The sequence below is a fragment of the Psychrobacter sp. TB15 genome, assembly GCF_000511655.1.
GTDB classification, from domain to species: domain Bacteria; phylum Pseudomonadota; class Gammaproteobacteria; order Pseudomonadales; family Moraxellaceae; genus Psychrobacter; species Psychrobacter submarinus.
This window is the reverse complement of the sequence record NZ_AYXN01000031.1, coordinates 1-20499: the sequence shown is the minus strand read 5'-3', so window position 1 is coordinate 20499 and position 20499 is coordinate 1. Positions and strand designations below refer to the sequence as shown.

The following is a 20499-nucleotide window of genomic DNA, read 5'->3' as shown; positions in this document are numbered from 1 at the left end:
GTTTTAAAATTAATTAGAAACTCTAGCCGCTGACTTAGCGCGACTCTCCGCCTCCATCTGCGAATCAGCAAGTGGCGGCATAGGCAGACCTTGACGAATGTGCTTAGAGAACTCATGACTATTCTCGATAAGCTGCTGCTCATTAAGCTCTATGTCTGCATTATTATCGAACCCTTGCACTTTTGGGTTAATATGGGTGCGCTCGTACCATGTATCCATCGACCAAGGTTGTCCTTGCTCTTTAGGATTGGCATCTAACATACCGATATCAAAAAGATAATTGGGCAGCCAGCCTGAAACCCAAATCCGATAATCCCACGGCAGCCGCTCACCACTGACGATACGCGCCATATAAAATATAATATTGGTACAGTTGGTGGTAAAAGTATTGTACCAAGACGGCTTAGCCACTAGCTCATCAGCAGCTTTTAGATAAGACTCAAACAGTGCCTTAACCTCGTGCTTTTGCAGATGACTGATCGGAAATAAGTAAACTTGCTCGCCGCGAGCATTGCTACGCGTATAGATAATATCACGCTCCTCGCTAGCGATAAGACTGAGCTCAAAGCGCCGAAAAAACCCAGCAAAAGCAGAAAAAGACTCATCGTCTTCTTTACGAATCTCAAAGGAAAAAGCGAGCGGTCTATCATCCTCAAAGCGAAAGCTCACTAAAGTATGCGCAATCAGCGGTCCCATCCAATATGAGTTGGTCACATCAATGCCTGATAACTTTGACATATCTACCGTACGCGTCTCCCAGCGCTCGTTCGCTAAAATCTCTGCAGCGCCGTCAGTCTCTTTCTCCGCAAGGTGCCAATCAAAGTTACGCACCTTATAAAAGGTAATCAGATTAGGATTGTTAGCATCACGAGTGTAGGACAGCACCTCGCTAACTTCTGGCTGCCAGTCGCGATCGCTTTTGGCCTCGATAGAAAAATACCAGCCGACGCCTACTAGCCAGAGCCCGCTATATAACATAGCCAAAAATTTACTTAGTTTTTTGGTTCTAAGCGTCTTATTAATGATTTTATTTGCCAGTGTTGGGGCGTACTCTAGCATCGTTATCGAGGCTAAAAGACCCACGATAAAGACACTTGCCAGCCAAGTGATAGGGCTGAACGTACCGAACTGATACCAAAGCGCTAATAATAGCCAAAGTGCCGACAGCATTAAGGCCACGACGATAAAAAAGCGCACGATACGATATAGCCAGCTTGGAGGATTAGCCAAAGTTTTGGTATTTGTATCGCCATGAGCTTGGCGACGCGGCGCTAATAGCCGAGAGAAAAAGAAGCGACGAGACATAAGAGTGAACTACGTAAATGAAGGCTTTGACCATAGCAAAGTTTATAACACACTGACAGTACAATTTGGATAAATTTGTCGTTGAATGTCGCTTTACCTTGGGATAAAGTGAAGCTAAATAGGCTAGTGTTTTATGCGATCGCCGAATCGTTGTTTTTATTTACAATTTTATCCCCATGTATACTCGGTTGAGTAAAAATTTTGTAGTCGCTGTTTTGCTATTAGTAATTGTAATAGCAGTCACTTAAATAGCCATTATTTCCCTGTCCATGAACTTAAGAGGTTAACTCACATCACTATGTCTGATGATGCTCCCAGTCCGAGTAGTTGGTCGATGCGCGGCTTAAAACGCTGGCTATCGACCGCTCCTGAAACCCGCGATGAATTGATCAGCTTGGTGCAGCAGTCGCGCCAGTTCTTAGAGCCTGATACGGTTGATATGTTAGAAGGCGTATTAGATCTACCAGCGACGCAAGTGCGCGAGATTATGACCCCGCGCCCGCAAGTGATAGGTCTGCACGAAAGCACGAGTCTCAAAGAGGTCATGGATATTATTCTTGAGACCACCCACTCACGCTACCCTGTATTTGACAGCCAAGATGATGATGCGGTTATTGGTATTTTATTAGCCAAAGATTTGATCCCTATCTTAGTGCATATGATGCGAGACCAAGAAGAGAAAATCGATAGTAAGCGTCTCAAAGATCTAGTGCGTCAGCCCTTATATATTACTGAGACCTCGCGCTCTGATACCTTACTGCGCTCCTTACAGCGTACGCAGGTGCATATGGCAATCGTCGTCGATGACTTTGGTAACTTCGCAGGCGTCGTGACTATGGAAGATTTGTTAGAGGAAATCGTTGGTGATATCGTCGATGAGCATGATGATTTCGATGAAGATAGCGACATTAATAATATTGTCGCACATCCAGAAAAGCCAAATACTTGGCGGGTGCAAGCCTCTACCGTGATTGAGGATTGTAACGATGAGCTAGGTAGTCACTTCGACGATACGGAGGTCGATACGATGGGCGGGCTTGTGATGCAAGCGCTGGGATACGTCAGCGACTTAGAAGGCGAGAGCGTCACTATCGATGATTGGCAGATTACTATCACCGATGTCGATGGCCGCTCTATTAATGATCTTGAAGTGACCAAAACCAACGCCGATTCTCATATCCTCATAGGTAGCCATTAGCGTTAATGCAGGCAGCCATTAGCGATAAAGGGCGCAAGCTAAGCGCTTCTTTTGTCGTTTAAAAAACACGATTGCGGTCGTGTTTTTTGCTTTTTTACCCTTTTTATGATGACAGGCTGTTATTATGAGCCCATTTAATTTATAACCGTCATTGATAGCCTCTCATCATAGGCTTAAAGATTTAGAACTTGGATAATTTGCTATGCGTCTGTCTACTGATGATTTACAAAAGCGTTTAAAGCCCAAACAGGCTTATCAGATGCCACTTGGACTTACCGCTATCATTGCCGCTTTGGCAGGAGCGATATTTATATTTGCGCTCGCGCCTTACGGCTTTTGGCCGATCGCTTTTGTCTCGCCAGCGATTTTGTATGCGCTTCTATTGCCAAAGATGAGCGGCAAACGTGCTTTTATTATCGGTGAAGCTTATGGCACCGGGCTGTGGTGCGTTGGTGCCTTTTGGTTATTTACCTCAATCAATGACTATAGTGAGACGCCGACATGGCTGGCACTGATTTTGATTGCGTTGATGGGTTTGGGGATGGGGCTGTTTCATGGCTTCTTAGCGCTGATATTTAATCGCTTCGTTGGTCGTCAGCCTTTCTCGTTTGCGGCGCTTTGGATCTTACAAGAGTGGCTGAAGACTTGGTTATTTACCGGTTTTCCTTGGCTATTCTTAGGTTACGCCTTTACCGAGCAGTACTGGCTATCCTCGTTGGCGCCAGTAGCTGGCGTGTTTGCTGTCTCTTTTGTGGCAGTATTGCTCGCGGCAAGTGCTGTCGAGCTGATGCGTCGCCGCGCCGGTTACCTTGTCGTGTCATCGGTATTATTGTTATTAAGTGTTGGCTTATGGCTGATTAATCCGCAATGGACCAAACCTAAAGGCACTCCAGATCTGTCGGTGTCCTTGATTCAGGGTAACATTCCGCAAGATATGAAGTGGCTGACTGAGTATCAGTTTGAGACTTTGAAGATTTATGCCGGATTGACGCGTGATGAGTGGGGCCGCGATCTTGTGATTTGGCCGGAGTCGTCTATTCCGATGTTTCAGACTGAGGCGGTAGGCTTTATCAGTGAAATGGTAAAAATGGCTAAGGAGACCGATACCACTTGGGTGACCGGCATTCCTTATAAGGATGAGGCCGCCTTTGATCCAGCGACGCAGAGCTATCCGCCGTTTTATAATAGTGTAATCGCGCTTGGCAGCGACGCGCAGGGCATGTATAAAAAGCAGCGCTTAGTACCGTTTGGTGAGTATATTCCGTTTCAGGGGATGCTCGATATTTTGCCCAGTCTTGCTGGTAGCCAAGAGATATTGAGCTATAGCCGCGGCGGTCCTCAGCAGTCGCCATTGCAAGTCCGTGGGTACGACTTAGGCGCCGCGGTCTGTTATGAGGTCGCTTATCCAGATACCACGCGCCGCAATGCTATTGGCACAGATTTTCTATTGACGATATCTAACGACGCTTGGTTTGGGACTTCAGCAGGCCCGCTACAGCATCTACAGATGGTACAAATGCGCTCGCTAGAAAACGGCCGCTGGTTTATGCGTGCAACCAATACAGGCGTGACCGCCATCATCAATCATAGAGGGCAAATCGTTGCGCGCGCACCGCAGTTTGAGCGTACAGTACTGCGCGCCGATGTCCAAGCGCGCGTGGGCAACACCCCTTTTATGGTGGTTGGTCATTATCCTATTTTAATAATTATAGCGTTACTATTGGGCCTAAGTTTCGCCAGTAAGCGCTCAATCACTAGGACGCGGCCCAAGCGTAGTTAGTCAAGTCAGATAAAAATGAACGGTCTGACTAGTAATAATACCTTTAATTGGTTAAGGGATTTAACAAACCGCTATAAATTGCGATATAATAGCTCAATATTTCACATATTCTTTGTTGTAAGGTAGATAAGCTATGTCAGAGCATGTTGTTAATAACAATCCAAAAAAAGAGTTGCTATTTGCCTTAGGCGGCATTGGCTTATTTTTAGGCATTGTGTTACTCATTGGTATTTCTGCATTTTTGCGTCCAGCGGGTGAGCATATTACTGCTGAGCCTACTGAAGAGTCAGTCGCAGCTGATGAAGCGGCAGTGATTGCAGCTGAAGCCGACACAGAAGAGGCAACAGTCGCTGATCCAGTCGCAACTGATGATGCCGATGCTAGTATTGGCGCTGGAGAGGCCACGGCGGATACGGCTGCTGATGCAACGACTACGCCGACTCCTAGCAGTAATGATGCTGTTATCGCTACCGGTTCAGCTACCGCGACTGCTGATGGCACGGTAGACCAAGCAGCGGCAGCTGATGCAGACTTGACTGCAGAACAAGCCGATGGCGATGCCGACGCTACTGTTGATGCTGAAGAGACTGCTGCCGAGTAAAGCCAAGTTATCGTCATTTATACCTTAATCATTTATGATGATAAATGAGTCATCACGTTTATAACAAACGCTGCCAATATCGATAACGCTGCTGAGTGGATCTGTGTCGGTACAACTGCTTATCAGCCTTATCAAAAGTACGCCTTACTACTAAGATATAAGCTTGCATAATGCCCTGTTCTTCGATGAGAGCAGGGTTTTTTTGTGGGTATTTGTGTAATTATTGAGCAATGGCTTGTTTACTTGAATTTGTACAAGTGATACAATATTGCGCTTATATGACCATTAGTCGTCATTATTAATCACTTCGTCATACATAGAGTGCTTTTTGAAGGAATAGAAGTATGAGCAAAACATCAAACACCCAGGGAAGTGACGCTGAGATAGAAGCGCTAGAAAACGGCTTTATGGGACATCCTAAACCCTTACGTCCGCTATTCTTCACTGAAATGTGGGAGCGGTTTTCTTATTATAGTATTCGGCCACTTTTAGTCCTGTTCATGGTGGCCACTGTGGGTAGTGGCGGTTTTGGTTTCGATGAAACGACCGCTTCTGCTATCTATGGCATCTTTGCTGGGTCATTGTATTTGGCAGCCGTTCCTGGCGGCTGGCTGGCAGATAACTGGCTAGGACAAGAGCGTGCCCTGTGGTGGGGTAGTATCATTATTGCGCTAGGACATCTGTCTATTGCCCTGTCCGCCATGTTTGGTATGACCCTGTTTTTTGTCGGTCTCATTTGTATCGTCTTAGGGTCAGGTCTATTCAAGACTTGTATCGCAGTCATGGTCGGCGCGCTATATCCTGAGGGTGATGTACGCCGTGATAGTGGCTTTACCATATTTTACATGGGTATCAATATAGGCGCGTTACTCGCGGCGCTTATCGTGGGCGTGTTCAAAGAGCAAGGCATGTGGCATGTCGGTTTTGGGGTCGGCGGCCTTGGCATGCTAGCCTCACTACTTATATATCGTTTTTCAGCGCGAAAAACACTAACCCACTATGCACAAGCCAAAAACATCACTCCTGAATGGAAGCGCGCTAATGATAATCACAAAAACATAGGTCGCTGGGTGCTTGGCTTTTTGGGCCTACTCGCAGCTGTGGTTATCTTAGTGGCTACTGGGATTATGCCGTTCAATCCTGAACAGGTAGTGACTTATATGACCTATATCATCGCAGCTGTGGTGATAGGGTATTTTGCTATCTTGTTCGTTTTACCGAAGTTTGATAAAACCGATAAGCTGCGTTTGCTGATTTGTTTTATTCTGATTATCGGCTCAACGCTGTTTTGGTCAAGCTTTGAGCAGCAGCCGACCTCCTTTAACTTGTTTGCCGATAACTATACTGATTTGGATGTGTTAGGGTTTCAAGTTCCGAGCATTTGGTTCCAATCGCTAAACCCACTGTTTATATTATTACTTGCGCCAATTGTGAGTATTATATGGGTCAAGCTCGGTAATAGAGGAGTTGAGCCTAGTAGTATGGTGAAGTTCGCTCTTGGTATGCTCTTAGCAGCAGCGGGATTTGGGCTGATGATTCTAGCGTCTAAGAGTATTTTAACCAATGAGGGCGGCTTGGCTTCGCCTTTATGGTTAGTCGGTAGTCTTTTATTATTGACGCTTGGCGAATTGGCGCTTGGTCCTGTCGGTTTATCTTCTATGACTAAGCTGGCTCCAAAAGGGATGCAAGGGCAGATGATGGGGTTATTCTTTGCCTCTTTAGCGATGGGTAACTTGGTTGCTGCATTCTTTGGTGGATATGTGTCGGCAGACAAGATCGAAGGGTTGCCCGGTCTATTTACCACGATGACTATCTTCTTGGTAGTAACAGCAGTGATTTTGTTGCTATTAGCCAAACCGATCAACACTATGCTCAAAAAGAGCGAGCAGGCGGATGCCAAAGTTTAATGGCCGTGACGCGTCGTACTCATAAGTAGCGCTGATAGTCAGTCGCTACTCAAAAGAGCATCAGCCAAAACGTGTTACCTTAGGTGGCACGTTTTTCTTTTATAAAAAGATAGCTCAACTTAGCTATTGAAAACCATCTACACGCCCAAACCTCTACTGATATCGACAACTAATTATATTAGCGTTAATAAAATAAGACGATTATTGATAATCGCTAGCTCAAAAGAACAAATCAGTCAAAACTGACTCATCAAAACGACTTAATTAAAAACACTCAGTACATAATATAGTCGATACACTCTAAAAATGTCATAGCGCTACTGGGATGCTCTTTTTAAAACATAAGTTGCGCAGCATCGAAGGAACGCAGCACGCAAGTAAAATTTATACCAGTAGCGCGTTTAAATCCATAACAGTTTTACATTCAGCTAACTATATAAGGAACACCCAATGAGTAAACAAGCTATTCACGACCGTATCGACAGCCTACGCCAAGCGCTGGTAAAGCAGGACCTGAGCGCTATTATTGTCCCTTCTGCGGACCCGCATTTATCTGAGTATCTACCGGAGTATTGGCAAGCTCGCCTGTGGCTCTCAGGGTTTACCGGTTCGGTAGGTACGCTAGTGGTTACCGCTGACTTTGCGGGGCTATGGACCGATAGCCGTTATTGGGTGCACGCCGCTGATCAGTTAGCCGATACTGGGATTACTCTAGAGAAGCTTGCGCCTAAGCAGCCCAACCACATTGACTGGTTGAGCGAGCACTTGAGCGAAGGCGATAGCGTAGCGATTGATGGTAATGTGCTCTCCATCGCTGAGCAAGACCGTCTATTAGACGCTTTTGAAGCTCACGACATTACCTTAATTACGGATCGTGATGTGTTGACTGACATTTGGGCAGATCGTCCCGCACTACCAACTGCGAAGCTATATGAGCACGATGAGCAGTTTGTGTCGCAGTCTGCCGCCGATAAGTTGGCTGCTGTACGCTCAGGCATGCAGGAAGTAGGTGCAACCCATCACTTGCTCTCAAGCTTAGATGATATTGCTTGGTTGACCAACCTACGCGGCTCTGATGTCGACTATAACCCCGTGTTTTTATCGCATATGCTAATCAGTGCAAACGAGGCAACATTGTTTGTCGATAAGCAAAAAGTCAGTAGCGGTATTGAAAAAGAGCTCAAAGACAGTGGTATCACGCTTGCTGATTATGACGCGGTGCAACAAGCGCTTAGCGAGCTGACAGTCGATGACTTACTGCTATTAGACCCTAACAAAGTCGCTGTTGGCACGTTATCACAGATGGTCGATGGCGTTGGTTTTATTGAGCAGATAGCGCCGAGCACTTTACTGAAGTCCGTCAAGTCAGATGCCGACGTGGATCATGTTCGCGAAGCCATGCGTCAAGATGGCGCAGCACTGTGTGAGTTTTTTAGTGCGTTCGAGGAGCGCTTGGCAAGCGGTGAGCGTTTAAGCGAGCTGGATGTCGATAGTATGCTGATCGACGCACGTAGTCAGCAGCCGCATTATGTTTCTCCGAGTTTTCCGACCATTGCTGGCTTCAATGACAACGGCGCTTTGCCGCATTACCGCGCGACGCCAGAGAAGTTCAGCTATCTAGATGTCAATGAGGGCGAGGGCGGCTTACTACTGATTGATTCAGGCGCTCAGTACCAAAACGGTACGACTGACATTACTCGCGTTGTCGGTATTGGCCAAGTCACAGACGAGCATAAGCGCGACTTCACTACGGTACTCAAAGCGCACATTGCACTGGCGCGCGCGCACTTCCCCGACGGTATCGCTTCGCCGCTTATTGATGCGATTTGCCGAGCGCCGCTGTGGCAAGCGCAGATGGACTATGGTCATGGTACTGGCCACGGCGTCGGTTACTTCTTGAACGTCCATGAAGGCCCGCAAGTGATCGCTTATAGTGCCAGCACGCCAAAAGAGCGCGCGATGAAGGTAAATATGATCTCAAGCAATGAGCCGGGACTCTACCGTGAAGGTAAGTGGGGGATCCGTATCGAAAACTTAGTCATCAATAAAGCTGTGGCGAACCCTAATGAGACAGAATTTGGTGACTTTCTAAATTTTGAAACTGTGACTTACTGTCCTATCGATACTCGTCTTATTGAGAAGTCGCTTTTAGATCAGGTAGAGATTGATTGGTTAAATGACTATCACAGCCAAGTCTATGCTGAGCTAAATAGTCGCGTCGAGGGAGCAGCGCTTGAGTGGCTCACTAAGCGTACGCAAGCTATCTAAAAAAGCTGTATTGATGGTCAGTCATTCTAGATTCTGACCTATCAGACATAAAAAAGCGCTCGGCCAGTTCAGGCTTGAGCGCTTTTCTGAGCTTAGTTTTTGGCTTTATTATAAGCGGCTTATTGCTTCTCGCTTAACTGACGCGTGACCTCCGCGCGTAGCCAAGACTTTAGCGTTTCGGACAGCTGCATCATCTGTTCGGTTAAATAGTCATCGATATGAACTTCTAACTCATGAATCATTTGTTGCTCAGCTGCGCTAAGTGTCGTATCTTTTAACGATAGATCGATGGAAGACGCTGCATGAGACACTTTATCATCGACTGCATTAATCAGCTGCTCATCGTGAGCACTCGTCTCTTTTTTATCAGCACTGGACTTAGGATCAGTTTCTTTTGAAGTGGCAGTTGCAGCATTGGCTTCGCGGTTATGAGAGGTATGTGCATGAAGAGTATATGAGCTTAGTTTTTCTTCACTAGCGCTTGGCTCTTGATTGTCTTTTTGCTGAATGGTTTGCTGCTGTTGTCGCTGTTCATTTTCTGCGTCGGCTTGCGCTTTTTCTTCTGCCGCTTGTTTTTCAGCCTGCGCTCTGACTCGAGCTAAGCGCTCGGCCTCTATACGTTCTGCCTCTAAGCGCTCTTCTTCTAAACGTTGCTGCTCCGCCTCAGCTCGCAGTGCTGCTTGTTCGTCAGCAAGTGCTTTTGCCGCCGCTTGCTGCTTCTCGTGTGCACCGTATAAGTCATCAAGATGAGCATCGAGATCATGATTACTAAAGACAAACTGCTCAAACGAGGTGTCTGCTCGTAATAGCGCAGTGATGTCTTTTAGTTCTTGTACAATAGCGGCGCGTACTGGCTGAGGAGCTCCTGTCCAATGCTGATAGAATTCATGAGAAAAAGAATAGCTCGACATAATGGCTTCCATAAACTGCTAAAAATTACCCCTTATCATACGCAAGTATAATAAGGGGCTGCAAGAGGACAAACGTAGCAAAACAATTATAAACCTTACGCTAATCAATTTAGCTTATGAAGATAAGGTGTTTGCTCTAAGACCAACGGGCAAAAATAAGCGAGCCATTGGTACCGCCAAAGCCGAAGCTATTGGATACCGCATAGTTAAGCTCAGGCACATCACGCGATTGATTTGCCACATAGTCTAGATTGCAGTTGTCTTCGACATTATCTAGATTGATCGTTGGCGGAACCTCTTGATGATGCAAGCTAAGCACCGTAAATATCGCTTCGATACCGCCTGCCGCGCCTAGCAGATGCCCAGTCATAGACTTAGTCGAGCTGACAAGGATGCTGTCTTTTACTGCTGAAAATACCGACTCAATCGCCAAAGATTCAGCGACATCACCTGCCGGCGTACTCGTGCCATGGGCGTTGACATAACCGACTTTGGCGGCATCAATGCCTGCGTCATTGAGCGCGTTTTGCATCGCGCGTGCCGCTCCGCGACCATCTTCTGGCGGTGCGGTAATGTGACTGGCGTCATCGCTCATCCCAAAGCCGACTAGCTCTGCAAGGATAGTTGCGCCGCGCGCTTTAGCATGAGCTAGACTCTCTAATACTATGACACCTGAGCCATCCCCTAAGACAAAACCATCGCGATCTTTGTCGAAAGGTCGTGAAGCACGGGTTGGCTCCTCATTACGCGTAGAGAGCGCATGCATAGCGCCAAACCCTGAGATACCTAGCGGGCTTGAGCCTTTTTCACTACCGCCTGCGAGCATGATATCAGCATCACCATGAGCGATCAGACGTGCCGCTAAGCCGATAGCATGCGTCGCGGTGGTACAAGCGGTGGCAGTCGCTAGATTAGGGCCTTGTAATTTGTGCTTAATAGCCACTAAGCCTGCCGCCATATTGACGATAGAACCTGGAATAATAAAAGGCGAGACTTTTTTAGCGCCTTTATCACGTAACGTGTCACGGCTATTTTCAATAGTTTGAATACCGCCAATCCCTGAACCTAGAATAATACCAAAACGCTCTGGATCGACATGCGCTACAGGGCTGTCATCAGCACTGACCTCATCTATAAACCCCGCGTCTTTTAGCGCCATACTTGAGGCCGCTATACCGTAATGAATAAACTCATCATAGCGCCGCGCGTCTTTGGCATTCATAAATTGCTTAGCATCGAAGTCTTTGACGGTGCCGGCGATTTGTGTACGATAGTCGCTAGCATCGAAGTGCTCAATAGGAGTGATACCGCTTTCGCCGGCCAGCAGGCGCGTCCATGTACTTTCAACGTCCAAGCCTAGCGGGGTAATAGCGCCCATACCAGTGACTACCACACGCATCTCATCGGAGCGCTCATAATGCGGCTGCTTTTGACGCGATTTTTGCTGCTGTTTGCTCATAGCTATATCCTATCCTGACTATACAAAAATGATATTATTTTAGCAGTCATTATAATATACATTAGTGTACGTTTGTAAACTCATGATGACTGCTAATGACAGTTTAAGCAAAACAAACTTGACCGAGTACCACGCCTTTACGCGCGCCTGTGACTGCCGGCAGATTACCAGTCTCGCCCATCAAGGTCTGCCGCGCCAGCCAAGCAAAAGCGACTGACTCTACCCAAGTCGGCTGCAGTCCTAATTCAGTGGTAGTAGTCACCGCCCAGTGCGGAAGATGCGCTTGCAGACGCGTCATTAAATAGCGGTTGAGCGCGCCGCCTCCGCATACATAAACGCTGCTTTGTTTTTGATTACTAATGAACTGATTGATCTGATCGCAAGCACTGATAGCGGTCAGCTCGGTCAGTGTCGCTTGTACGTCAGCGGCTGAATAGCGTGTATCGGTCGCCGTTTTATCAAAGGCTTGTAGCTCAGACTTTAACCAAGATAAATTAAAGTCCTCGCGTCCGGTACTTTTAGGGTGAGGCTGGGCAAAGAATGGATGCTCTAAGAGTTGATTAAGCAGTGGTTCGATCACTTGTCCTGACTGCGCCCATGCCCCATCTTGATCATAGTCTTTATCGATATGCTGTTTGGCCCAAGCGTCTAACAACAGATTGGCAGGGCCGGTGTCATAGCCTATGACCGGATCATCATTAGCTAGCAGCACAGTAATATTCGCAATACCGCCCAAATTCAGTAAGATACGAGTGCTAGCGGAGTCAGAAAATAAAGCCTTGTGAAAGGCTGGCACTAAAGGCGCGCCTTGACCGCCAACTGCCATATCGCGGCGTCGAAAATCACTGACCACACTGATAGCGGTGCGCTCAGCGATGATATTGGCATCGAGCAGTTGTAAGGTGACCGCCATTTGTGGACGATGACGTACGGTTTGTCCATGACAGCCGATCGCCAGCACCGACTCGCTATCAGTATCGGCTTGCTGCAGTAACGTATTGACCACTTCGCTGGCAAACTCACTGTACTCACGACTGGCCCAACCGAACCAGTCCAGCTCACTTACCAAATCATTGGGCTCATCGAAGTTAGGGGTCAAAGCAGCGGTACCGTTTGGCTGACACAGAACCAGTAATACCTCACGCAGACGCGCTGGAAAGTTTTGGCTATGGCTTGTGATGAGCTGCAGCGGTTGCTGTGTGTTCTCACTATCACTTGCAAACTGACACAGCACTGCATCCATACCATCTAAGCTCGTCCCTGACATCATACCGATATATAAGCCGTCATCGAAATTCTCAAACACCGTTTGTTCTAGAGCATCAGTGAGAGCGGTGTAGTCTAGGTCGTCATAATCGTTAGTAGTCGGCTCAGCGTCATTATTATTTGTATTTATAGTAGGTGCGGCGTTACTCATGGCAATTTCCCCTAAAAAAAGCTAATATATCTCTCAAATTCTAACACTTTTTATAGGCCTTCAAGATTCTAAAAGCCCTTGAGGCATTCATCATTTAATAAAGATAAACAAGAGAGCAACATGACAGAGCAGTCCTACAATTTAGAAGAACAACTGGCCCTGATTCAGCGCGGTACTCAAGAAATTTTATCCGAAGAGGATTTAGTCGCTAAGCTTAAACTGAATCGCCCGCTACGTATTAAGGCCGGTTTTGATCCTACTGCACCGGATCTGCATTTAGGCCATACGGTACTCATCAATAAGCTCAAGCATTTTCAAGACTTAGGTCATGAGATTTATTTTCTTATTGGTGATTATACGGCCAAGATTGGCGACCCTTCGGGTAAGAACAGCACGCGTCCGCCGTTGACCGATGAGCAAATCAAAGTCAACGCGCAGACTTACGCTGAGCAAGTGTTTAAGATTTTGGATAAAGAGAAAACTCGTATCGTCTTTAATTCCGAATGGTTCAAGGATATGTCAGCAGGCGATATGATTCAGCTCTCAAGCCAGCTGACGGTCTCGCGCATGCTTGAGCGTGATGACTTCTCCAAACGCTACGCGGCACAAACGCCAATTGCCATCCATGAGTTTCTCTATCCGTTAGTGCAAGGCTACGACTCTATCGCCCTTGAAGCCGATGTCGAGCTGGGCGGTACCGATCAGACCTTTAATATCTTGATGGGCCGCACTTTGCAAGGCCGTTATGGGCAAGAGCCGCAAGTGTGTATCACCGTGCCAATCTTAGAAGGCCTAGATGGCGTTAATAAAATGTCGAAGTCACTTGGCAATTATGTGGGCATTTATGATGCGCCGGGCACCATGTACCAAAAACTGCTATCGATGCCAGATACCTTGATTCGTCGTTATTTTGAGTTTTTAAGCTTTAAGCCGATGGATGAAGTCGAAGGCTTGATGAACGAGATGGAAAACGGTCGCAATCCACAAGAGATCAAGCGTATCTTGGCCGAAGAGTTAATCGAGCGCTTCCATGATGCTGATGCTGCAGCTAATGCGCACAAATCAGCAGGCAATGTCCTAGCAGATGGTGAGCTGCCAGTCGATTTGCCAGAGGTGACGTTGGAGCTAGAAGGTGCGGATGCGTTATTTATCACGCAAATATTGAACCAAGCAGCCCTTGCCAAAAACAACTCAGCAGCCAAAGACATGGTCAAACGCGGCGCAGTAAAAGTAGATGGCGAAGTGGTCGATGCAGGCTTTAGCTTAACCTCAGGTCAGACAGTGGTTATCCAAGCGGGCAAAAAAGCCTATGCAAAAGTGACGGTTGGCTGATATGGATAAAGTTGATTTATTCCAAAAAGTCAAACTAGAGTTTGAGCAGTTAACATATGAGGATGAACACAAACTAGATAGATTAACTCGACAACTTACTATGCTTATCAAAAATGTCCATGGTAGTGATTCTGACTATTTACAAGAAATAATGAATATTAGTTATATTCCTCTTTCATTTAACAGTAGTAAAGATGAAGATATTGCTTATTGGAAGTCAGGGAAAAATAGTGCCATTAATTTGATAGACACTATAATTGAAGAACTAGAATTATTTTCGAAAGATATTAGTAAAATTGACACCGAAGCAGACATGAAGAAAATTGATTGCAGCAAAGTCTTCATCGTTCACGGTCATGACAATGGTGCTAAAAACGAAGTAGCGAGATTTGTAGAGCGACTTGGTTTTAAAGCAGTAATTCTTCATGAGCAGGTTGACTCTGGCGCTACTATCATAGAAAAGTTAGAAAAGCATACAGATGTTGGTTTTGCTATTGTGCTTTATACTGAATGTGATATTGGAGGTGTTAAGTCTTCTAAACCAGAAGATTTAAAACCACGAGCAAGACAGAATGTTATTTTTGAGCATGGACTTTTAATTGGTAAGATTGGTCAAGCAAATGTTGTTGCGCTTGTAAAAGGTCATGTTGAGATTCCAAATGATATATCAGGGGTAGTCTACAAATCTATGGATACAGATGGAGCTTGGAAATATAGTATTGCTAAAGAAATGAAAAGCTCAGGTTACGACGTTGATATGAATAAGATTGATTAGCGAGTGTAATTATGAGTCAAAAAATTCAAGTCGTCCCCCAAGGCATCTACCGCCACTATAAAGGCAATCTTTACCAAGTGCTGCACACCGCGCATCATTCCGAAACCGAAGAAGCCTTAGTCGTTTATCGTTGTCTTTACGGTGAGTATGGCGTTTGGGTGCGGCCGTTGGCGATGTTTGCTGAAACTGTAATGCGTCATGGCACAGAAGTACCACGCTTTGAGCTGATTAAAGTGCTAGCGGATTAAGCTTAAAAATTTCTGACAACTTCTAATCAAAAAAGAGTGACTGATGGAGTCGCTTTTCCATTTCTACTTATAGCTCATTCCCGAAAAACCTTCTTAATACCTGATAAAACCTAACGGGCTCATCCATCGGTACGGCGTGACCTGAATGCGGTAAAACGATTTCAGTGGCATTGGGCAGCATCTGTGTCACCTTCTGTTGCCACTTAGGATTATATAGCTTTGAGCGCCCACCAATTAGATTGACGACCGGAATCGTCACTTTATCTAACGCACCACGAAAGTCATAAGGCAAGGTTAGATAAGCTTGCAAGCATTGCCTTTTATGGTTCCAAAGACGATGCTCATACAGCGCAAGCTTAGGATCGTTCTTATAAGTCATCGCTTGTATAAACGCTTTTGAGCGCGTACGATTGACGGACAATAATGAGAATAAGCGCTCGACGTCAGTAGCGTGCCGTTTCAGTGTAAAGGGCAGGTGAGTGAAGCTTTGGGCATCGGCATATGGCAGACTCATATCGATAACACCGCGAAAGATATCGAATACCTCTTGTTGGCGGCTGCCAAATAGTCCGCCTTGCCAATCGTCTTGATTATGAATAGCAGGGCTTTGATCGATATTGAGATAGCGGCTGACTCTGGCTGCGCCAAACCTTTCAAAATAAGACCACATCACTTGCGCGCCCATCGAAATAGCCGCTACAGACAGCGTCTCAACAGACTGCCACTGACAAATCTGCTCGATGATACAATCGACATCTTCTGCATATTGCCGCACAAAATCAAACTGCGTAAGACCGATGGGCTGTGCCAGTCCAAAGCCGCGCAAATGCGGCAAATAAAAAGTGTATTTGCTAGCAAGCGGTAAGATAAAAGGCAAAAATTCACGTGCATCCATGCCGTAGGCATGCAGCATCAGCACAGGCGCGCCTTGTCCGATAACAGAGATAGGTAGTCGCGTGCCATCAGTCATCGTAATATGAGTAGTTTGCACTTGATACTGGTCGGATATCGGCAGTGTGAGTAATTTTTTTATCATGAGTTCTATTCTGTGCGCTCGCATAGTAGCCATAATTGAGGTTGCTGACTTCAACAGACCCGATATACTTGCAGTAAGACTGCTATAGTAAAATCAGCTCATTGACCATAGCATAAAAGTGAGCTTGCAATACCGAATAATCATCAGCGCTAATTTATCAATCATAATAAATAAAAATAACAACCTGACTCTTAAAAGGAGGCCTAAGTATGAGTAGAGCGACTTTAGCGTCGTTAGATATGAGCCTCTATCCGCTAGTATGGGAGCAGCAGACTTTTATAGATTCGCAGCAATTCTTGATAGCGATACTAAGCCAGAGCGCTGAGATAAAACCAGAAGACTTCACTAGGCTGCTGCTAAACAACCCTGTCTATCAAGAGTGGATTAACGCAACTGTCTTTGGGCGCTATATTCAGCGCAGTTTTGCCGCCTTCTATCAGCAGACGGAAGACAGCTTCAATATGGATATGCCCGCGCTATTTCGTAACGAGCTGACGCGCCATGCTCAATATCTGCCCCTTCATCAAACCTTATTTTTTGCAGGCGAGATGCCAAAAAGCGTAAGACAAGAGAGGCTGTTTACCACCACAGTTAATCCTGCTACGGCGCTTGCCGCCGCAGAAAAGCTCTATCAACACTCGCTACAATCAGGGCGAGCAAGCCATCCGTCCCTTATTATCAATCAGCTAACTATAGCAGGCAAGCAAGTTATGGGCTTTCCGATACGCCATAATAAGCGTACCAGCGAGCGCACCCGTAATGAAGTGCTCATACTGGATTTTAGAGATTTGCGCTTGGTGAATGAAGAGGTAATCGAGACAAGCGAGATAAAAAAAAGCAATATAGCCGAGACTATATTGCTTCGTTATTATGAATTACGCTAACTACAATAATTACGGGTATTTAGACATCGCTTGAGCTTGCAGGCTTACTTTTTATAGTTAGTCTTTTATAGTCAGTCTTTAGCAATCGTCAAACCATTATAGGTCTGTGCTACTGGCATGACTTCTAAGCGATTGACGTTAATATGCGTAGGAGACTCAATCAACCACAGTAAGATATCGCCGATATCTTCACCGCTCATGGTTTTAAAGCCGTCATAGACCTTTGCTGCTTTTTCGTCATCGCCGTGATAACGCACGTTTGAAAACTCCGTACCCGCCACATTACCTGGCTCAAGGTTAGTTACGCGCACTTGCGTACCAAGTAGATCCGCACGCAAATTGAGACTAAACTGCTTTACAAACGCTTTGGTCGCGCCGTAGACGTTACCGCCATAATAAGGCCAAGTGCCAGCGATAGAGCCAACGTTAATGATATAACCGCTATCGCGCTGAACCATCGTTGGCAAGACGACATGGGTTAATGCCATTAGCCCTTTGACATTGGTATCGACCATTTGCATCCAGTCATCGAACTTGGCATTTTGCGCAGGCTCAGTACCTAATGCCAACCCTGCATTATTCACCAAGACATCGATTTGGCTAAAGTCTTTTGGCAGATCAGCGATAATTGGAGCAATAGACTGGGTATCGCTGACATCCATAACGACTGGCAAAAACAGCTCACCTAAAGTCTCTGCCATCTCGTTTAGTTTATCCAGGCGCCGAGCACAGCCGATGACGCGGTGGCCTTGCGCGACTAACTTCTCCGCCAGCGCTTTACCGAATCCAGCACTCGCTCCAGTGATTAATACATTCATGATATATCCTCTACCTATTCTTGATAGCCTAAAGCGCATGTTATAACGAGGCATCAGCGATACGACTGTTTACCAAAACTACCGTTTACTAAAATTATTGTCTGCCAAATATCTTGTCGCCAGCATCACCAAGCCCCGGGATGATATAACCATGCTCATCTAAATGGCTATCGAGAGCAGCGGTGAAAATCTGCACATCAGGATGCGCGTCATTGACCAAGCGCACACCTTCAGGCGCGGCGACCAAAACCAAAGCCTTGATGTTTTTGCAGCCGTGCTTTTTAAGCATATCGATTGTTGCGACCATAGAGCCGCCAGTAGCGAGCATCGGATCGACAATCAATGCAGGGCGTTTGTCCATGTGGCTGACGAACTTCTCAAAGAAAGGCACAGGCTGCAGAGTCTCTTCGTCACGTTGTAGACCGACGACCGAGATTTTAGCGGTTGGAATCAGGTCGAGTACACCATCGAGCATACCTAATCCTGCACGCAAAATAGGTACCACTGTCGCTGTCTTACCAACGATTTGCTCGCCTTCTATCTCACCACACCATCCTGCCATCGGAAAGGTCTCAATCTCAAAGTCGTGGCTTGCCTCATAAGCCATAAGGCGGGCAAGCTCTTTGGTCAAAGTGCGAAACTTATAAGTACTACAGTCTTTTTCGCGCATAAGGCTTAGCTTATGACGTATTAATGGATGATCGATGACGGTAATGCTTAAGTCGTTATTTAGCTCGCTCATAAAGTCTCTCTTATCTATCAAGTTTGGATATCAGCCTTCATATCTATTTTAGGTTTCGATTTCGAATTTTAATCGTATGCTATGATAACAAAAAAACTGCTTTTCTAATGAAGAATGTTATGACCAATAAAACTTATAAGACTAGGGCGTGTTGAACATTCAAATATTAGGACTGCTGATAGATAAAATCGCACCAAACTAGGCGTAAACCGACGATAATGTCGAGGCCTTAGCTAGGTTTACAACACCGTTTGGGGTGATTTTAGCATCAGCCCTTCGGGGCGGGGCTTTTTTTTGCCAATACATGGCGAAATTGTCTATCCTAGAATGACTAGGATTCGAAAATTTCACTGCGTATTGCCTAAAAAATAGCCGCCGCCAGTGCCACATTTGAATGTTCAACACGCCCTAAAAGCAGTGATAATAAATTTACGAATACGATTGATGCGAAGGAGAACACAAGGATGGAAGCAACTACTACCGAAATAGAAACTCACCCTTTTGAACCCGTCCTGCCACCGAACGCTACACTAATGATGATGGGTACCTTTCCGCCAACCTCTGATAAATGGGCAATGCAGTTTCATTATCCGAACTTCTATAATGATATGTGGCGTATCTATGGCGGCGCGTTCTTCGATGATGTGAACTACTTTAGAGTCGGGGACGAAAAACACTTTGACCCTAAGCATATCCGCGACTTTTTGTTTGAGCGCGGCATCGCTCTATGTCCCACGGTCAGACAGGCCATTCGTGAGACCGGAAATGCGTCTGATAAGAATTTAACGGTCGTGACCCCAGTGGATTTAGATACTATTTTGCCGAAGGTTCCTAAGTTAGAAGCCCTATTTACCACAGGGGGTAAGGCAACTGAGGTGCTGCTGAATTTATTAAATGATCCGCCTATTAAGTCAAAGCAGCCCAAGACCAATCAAAGTATCGACTATCCGTACCAATGGCATAATCAAAGCACCAAAGCACAAGCACCAGAGTTGACTCTATATAGACTGCCTTCTACGTCGCGCGCTTATCCACTAGCACTAGATAAAAAGGTAGCTGCTTATAAAGCCTTCTTTGAAAAGATGGGTAAGCTATAACTCATATAGAAGGGAAGCGAGTAGGGTGTGGTTGATGCAGCGTAATCCATCATTGAATGCCAATACTGAGGGTAAGTTAACCTTAAAACACTGATAAATAAGCAGTAAACCGGGTATCTAAAATTTATTTAAAATAAACCCAAATTTAAGCTTGACGGCCAAACTAAACTGCGTATAATACGCCCCTATCGGAACGAGGAGCGGCACTGATACTTAGCAAGTTAAGCGATTAACGGTTAGGTTAGCAGCTAGCAAGTTTGATAAGAAGTTCAAATCTTTTAAGATAAAAACTTCAAATTAAATAAAAATACTTCTTGACTTCCAAAACAAACCGTCTATAATACGCACCTCATTAAGGGATAGGGCGAGATACAGACTAAATAATTTAGTCAAATCAAGCGCTTAACTTACTGAAACAAATTATAAAAAAGCTTGACAAACATAATTAACATGATATGATAGTCAGCTCGCTAATAACAATAAGCACATTGCTGAGTTATTAGTTTATAACTCTTTAACTGGACGACAGTAAAGAGACACTATTTAAAATCAGAACTAAAGAACAACTTGTGTGGATTTTTGCTGAGATAAGAATGCTAAAAATAAAGTTGGTTTGAACTTCTTTTCGGAGTTTATTCTAACTATAAAAATTATCATTTAATCAGCAGAAAAACTCAAAGTTAATTCATTACGAACATAATTTTAAGCAAATGCTAGATTA

At 45.5% G+C, this 20499-nt stretch carries 17 protein-coding genes; 10 read left to right on the top strand and 7 right to left on the bottom strand.

Features of this window, described 5'->3' with window-relative positions:
• Positions 1-9: 9 nt before the first annotated feature.
• Positions 10-1305 (bottom strand): DUF4105 domain-containing protein, encoded by a 1296-nt coding sequence (locus tag W234_RS0106965; RefSeq protein WP_051397459.1) that lies wholly within the window; start codon positions 1303-1305, stop codon positions 10-12.
• 298 nt (positions 1306-1603) lie between these two features.
• Here W234_RS0106965 and W234_RS0106960 point away from each other — a divergent pair, with 298 nt between their 5' ends.
• From W234_RS0106960 to W234_RS0106940, 5 genes are all read left to right on the top strand, one after another.
• Positions 1604-2503: a CBS domain-containing protein gene (locus W234_RS0106960; RefSeq protein WP_025646009.1), complete on the top strand. Its 900-nt coding sequence runs from the start codon at positions 1604-1606 to the stop codon at positions 2501-2503.
• A 202-nt stretch (positions 2504-2705) separates the two neighbouring features.
• Positions 2706-4283, top strand: a complete 1578-nt coding sequence (gene lnt / locus W234_RS0106955; protein WP_025646007.1) for an apolipoprotein N-acyltransferase — start codon at positions 2706-2708, stop codon at positions 4281-4283.
• Between the two features lie 133 nt (positions 4284-4416).
• Positions 4417-4884, top strand: a complete 468-nt coding sequence (locus W234_RS0106950) for a hypothetical protein (protein WP_025646005.1) — start codon at positions 4417-4419, stop codon at positions 4882-4884.
• A 344-nt stretch (positions 4885-5228) separates the two neighbouring features.
• Positions 5229-6791 (top strand): peptide MFS transporter, encoded by a 1563-nt coding sequence (locus tag W234_RS0106945; protein ID WP_025646003.1) that lies wholly within the window; start codon positions 5229-5231, stop codon positions 6789-6791.
• A gap of 450 nt (positions 6792-7241) precedes the next feature.
• Entirely contained in the window at positions 7242-9059 is a 1818-nt protein-coding gene (locus W234_RS0106940) for an aminopeptidase P family protein (protein WP_025646001.1), read from the top strand.
• A gap of 119 nt (positions 9060-9178) precedes the next feature.
• On the opposite strand, the gene W234_RS0106935 is transcribed toward W234_RS0106940, so the two are convergent.
• From W234_RS0106935 to W234_RS0106925, 3 genes are all read right to left on the bottom strand, one after another.
• On the bottom strand, positions 9179-9970 hold the full coding sequence (locus tag W234_RS0106935) for a hypothetical protein (RefSeq protein ID WP_051397458.1): 792 nt from the start codon (positions 9968-9970) through the stop codon (positions 9179-9181).
• 136 nt (positions 9971-10106) lie between these two features.
• Positions 10107-11369: a beta-ketoacyl-ACP synthase II gene (gene fabF, locus W234_RS0106930; protein WP_413771573.1), complete on the bottom strand. Its 1263-nt coding sequence runs from the start codon at positions 11367-11369 to the stop codon at positions 10107-10109.
• A gap of 163 nt (positions 11370-11532) precedes the next feature.
• Positions 11533-12846, bottom strand: a complete 1314-nt coding sequence (locus W234_RS0106925; RefSeq protein ID WP_025645996.1) for an anhydro-N-acetylmuramic acid kinase — start codon at positions 12844-12846, stop codon at positions 11533-11535.
• Between the two features lie 120 nt (positions 12847-12966).
• Here W234_RS0106925 and tyrS point away from each other — a divergent pair, with 120 nt between their 5' ends.
• From tyrS to W234_RS0106910, 3 genes are read left to right on the top strand one after another with little or no spacing between them, the layout of a single operon-like run.
• Positions 12967-14178 (top strand): tyrosine--tRNA ligase, encoded by a 1212-nt coding sequence (gene tyrS / locus W234_RS0106920; protein ID WP_025645994.1) that lies wholly within the window; start codon positions 12967-12969, stop codon positions 14176-14178.
• Between the two features lies 1 nt (position 14179).
• Positions 14180-14953: a TIR domain-containing protein gene (locus W234_RS14180; protein ID WP_025645992.1), complete on the top strand. Its 774-nt coding sequence runs from the start codon at positions 14180-14182 to the stop codon at positions 14951-14953.
• An 11-nt stretch (positions 14954-14964) separates the two neighbouring features.
• The gene (locus W234_RS0106910; RefSeq protein WP_025645990.1) at positions 14965-15201 is read left to right on the top strand and encodes a DUF1653 domain-containing protein; all 237 of its coding nucleotides are present in this window, start codon (positions 14965-14967) and stop codon (positions 15199-15201) included.
• Between the two features lie 67 nt (positions 15202-15268).
• Here W234_RS0106910 and W234_RS0106905 read toward each other — a convergent pair whose 3' ends face one another.
• Complete coding sequence (locus W234_RS0106905; RefSeq protein ID WP_025645988.1) at positions 15269-16237, bottom strand: alpha/beta fold hydrolase; 969 nt, start codon at positions 16235-16237, stop codon at positions 15269-15271.
• A 209-nt stretch (positions 16238-16446) separates the two neighbouring features.
• Between W234_RS0106905 and W234_RS0106900 the strand changes: the two genes are divergently transcribed.
• The gene (locus tag W234_RS0106900) at positions 16447-17121 is read left to right on the top strand and encodes a hypothetical protein (protein WP_025645986.1); all 675 of its coding nucleotides are present in this window, start codon (positions 16447-16449) and stop codon (positions 17119-17121) included.
• 71 nt (positions 17122-17192) lie between these two features.
• Here the strand turns inward: W234_RS0106900 and W234_RS0106895 are convergent, their stop codons facing one another.
• Entirely contained in the window at positions 17193-17939 is a 747-nt protein-coding gene (locus W234_RS0106895) for an SDR family NAD(P)-dependent oxidoreductase (RefSeq protein ID WP_025645984.1), read from the bottom strand.
• A gap of 94 nt (positions 17940-18033) precedes the next feature.
• The gene (gene upp / locus W234_RS0106890) at positions 18034-18681 is read right to left on the bottom strand and encodes a uracil phosphoribosyltransferase (protein WP_025645982.1); all 648 of its coding nucleotides are present in this window, start codon (positions 18679-18681) and stop codon (positions 18034-18036) included.
• Positions 18682-19145: 464 nt separating this feature from the next.
• Here upp and W234_RS0106885 point away from each other — a divergent pair, with 464 nt between their 5' ends.
• The gene (locus tag W234_RS0106885) at positions 19146-19778 is read left to right on the top strand and encodes a DNA glycosylase (RefSeq protein ID WP_025645980.1); all 633 of its coding nucleotides are present in this window, start codon (positions 19146-19148) and stop codon (positions 19776-19778) included.
• The last annotated feature ends 721 nt before the right edge of the window (positions 19779-20499 follow it).

What these genes read in the sequence shown, in the direction of transcription:
- W234_RS0106900 (WP_025645986.1), top strand. Translation starts at nt 16,447, where the DNA reads ATGAGTAGAGCGACTTTAGCGTCGTTAGATATGAGCCTCTATCCGCTA.
- W234_RS0106965 (WP_051397459.1), bottom strand. Translation starts at nt 1,305, where the DNA reads ATGTCTCGTCGCTTCTTTTTCTCTCGGCTATTAGCGCCGCGTCGCCAA.
- W234_RS0106940 (WP_025646001.1), top strand. Translation starts at nt 7,242, where the DNA reads ATGAGTAAACAAGCTATTCACGACCGTATCGACAGCCTACGCCAAGCG.
- W234_RS14180 (WP_025645992.1), top strand. Translation starts at nt 14,180, where the DNA reads ATGGATAAAGTTGATTTATTCCAAAAAGTCAAACTAGAGTTTGAGCAG.
- W234_RS0106885 (WP_025645980.1), top strand. Translation starts at nt 19,146, where the DNA reads ATGGAAGCAACTACTACCGAAATAGAAACTCACCCTTTTGAACCCGTC.
- tyrS (WP_025645994.1), top strand. Translation starts at nt 12,967, where the DNA reads ATGACAGAGCAGTCCTACAATTTAGAAGAACAACTGGCCCTGATTCAG.
- lnt (WP_025646007.1), top strand. Translation starts at nt 2,706, where the DNA reads ATGCGTCTGTCTACTGATGATTTACAAAAGCGTTTAAAGCCCAAACAG.
- W234_RS0106950 (WP_025646005.1), top strand. Translation starts at nt 4,417, where the DNA reads ATGTCAGAGCATGTTGTTAATAACAATCCAAAAAAAGAGTTGCTATTT.
- fabF (WP_413771573.1), bottom strand. Translation starts at nt 11,369, where the DNA reads ATGCGTGTGGTAGTCACTGGTATGGGCGCTATTACCCCGCTAGGCTTG.
- W234_RS0106960 (WP_025646009.1), top strand. Translation starts at nt 1,604, where the DNA reads ATGTCTGATGATGCTCCCAGTCCGAGTAGTTGGTCGATGCGCGGCTTA.
- W234_RS0106895 (WP_025645984.1), bottom strand. Translation starts at nt 17,939, where the DNA reads ATGAATGTATTAATCACTGGAGCGAGTGCTGGATTCGGTAAAGCGCTG.
- upp (WP_025645982.1), bottom strand. Translation starts at nt 18,681, where the DNA reads ATGAGCGAGCTAAATAACGACTTAAGCATTACCGTCATCGATCATCCA.
- W234_RS0106935 (WP_051397458.1), bottom strand. Translation starts at nt 9,970, where the DNA reads ATGTCGAGCTATTCTTTTTCTCATGAATTCTATCAGCATTGGACAGGA.
- W234_RS0106945 (WP_025646003.1), top strand. Translation starts at nt 5,229, where the DNA reads ATGAGCAAAACATCAAACACCCAGGGAAGTGACGCTGAGATAGAAGCG.
- W234_RS0106925 (WP_025645996.1), bottom strand. Translation starts at nt 12,846, where the DNA reads ATGAGTAACGCCGCACCTACTATAAATACAAATAATAATGACGCTGAG.
- W234_RS0106910 (WP_025645990.1), top strand. Translation starts at nt 14,965, where the DNA reads ATGAGTCAAAAAATTCAAGTCGTCCCCCAAGGCATCTACCGCCACTAT.
- W234_RS0106905 (WP_025645988.1), bottom strand. Translation starts at nt 16,237, where the DNA reads ATGATAAAAAAATTACTCACACTGCCGATATCCGACCAGTATCAAGTG.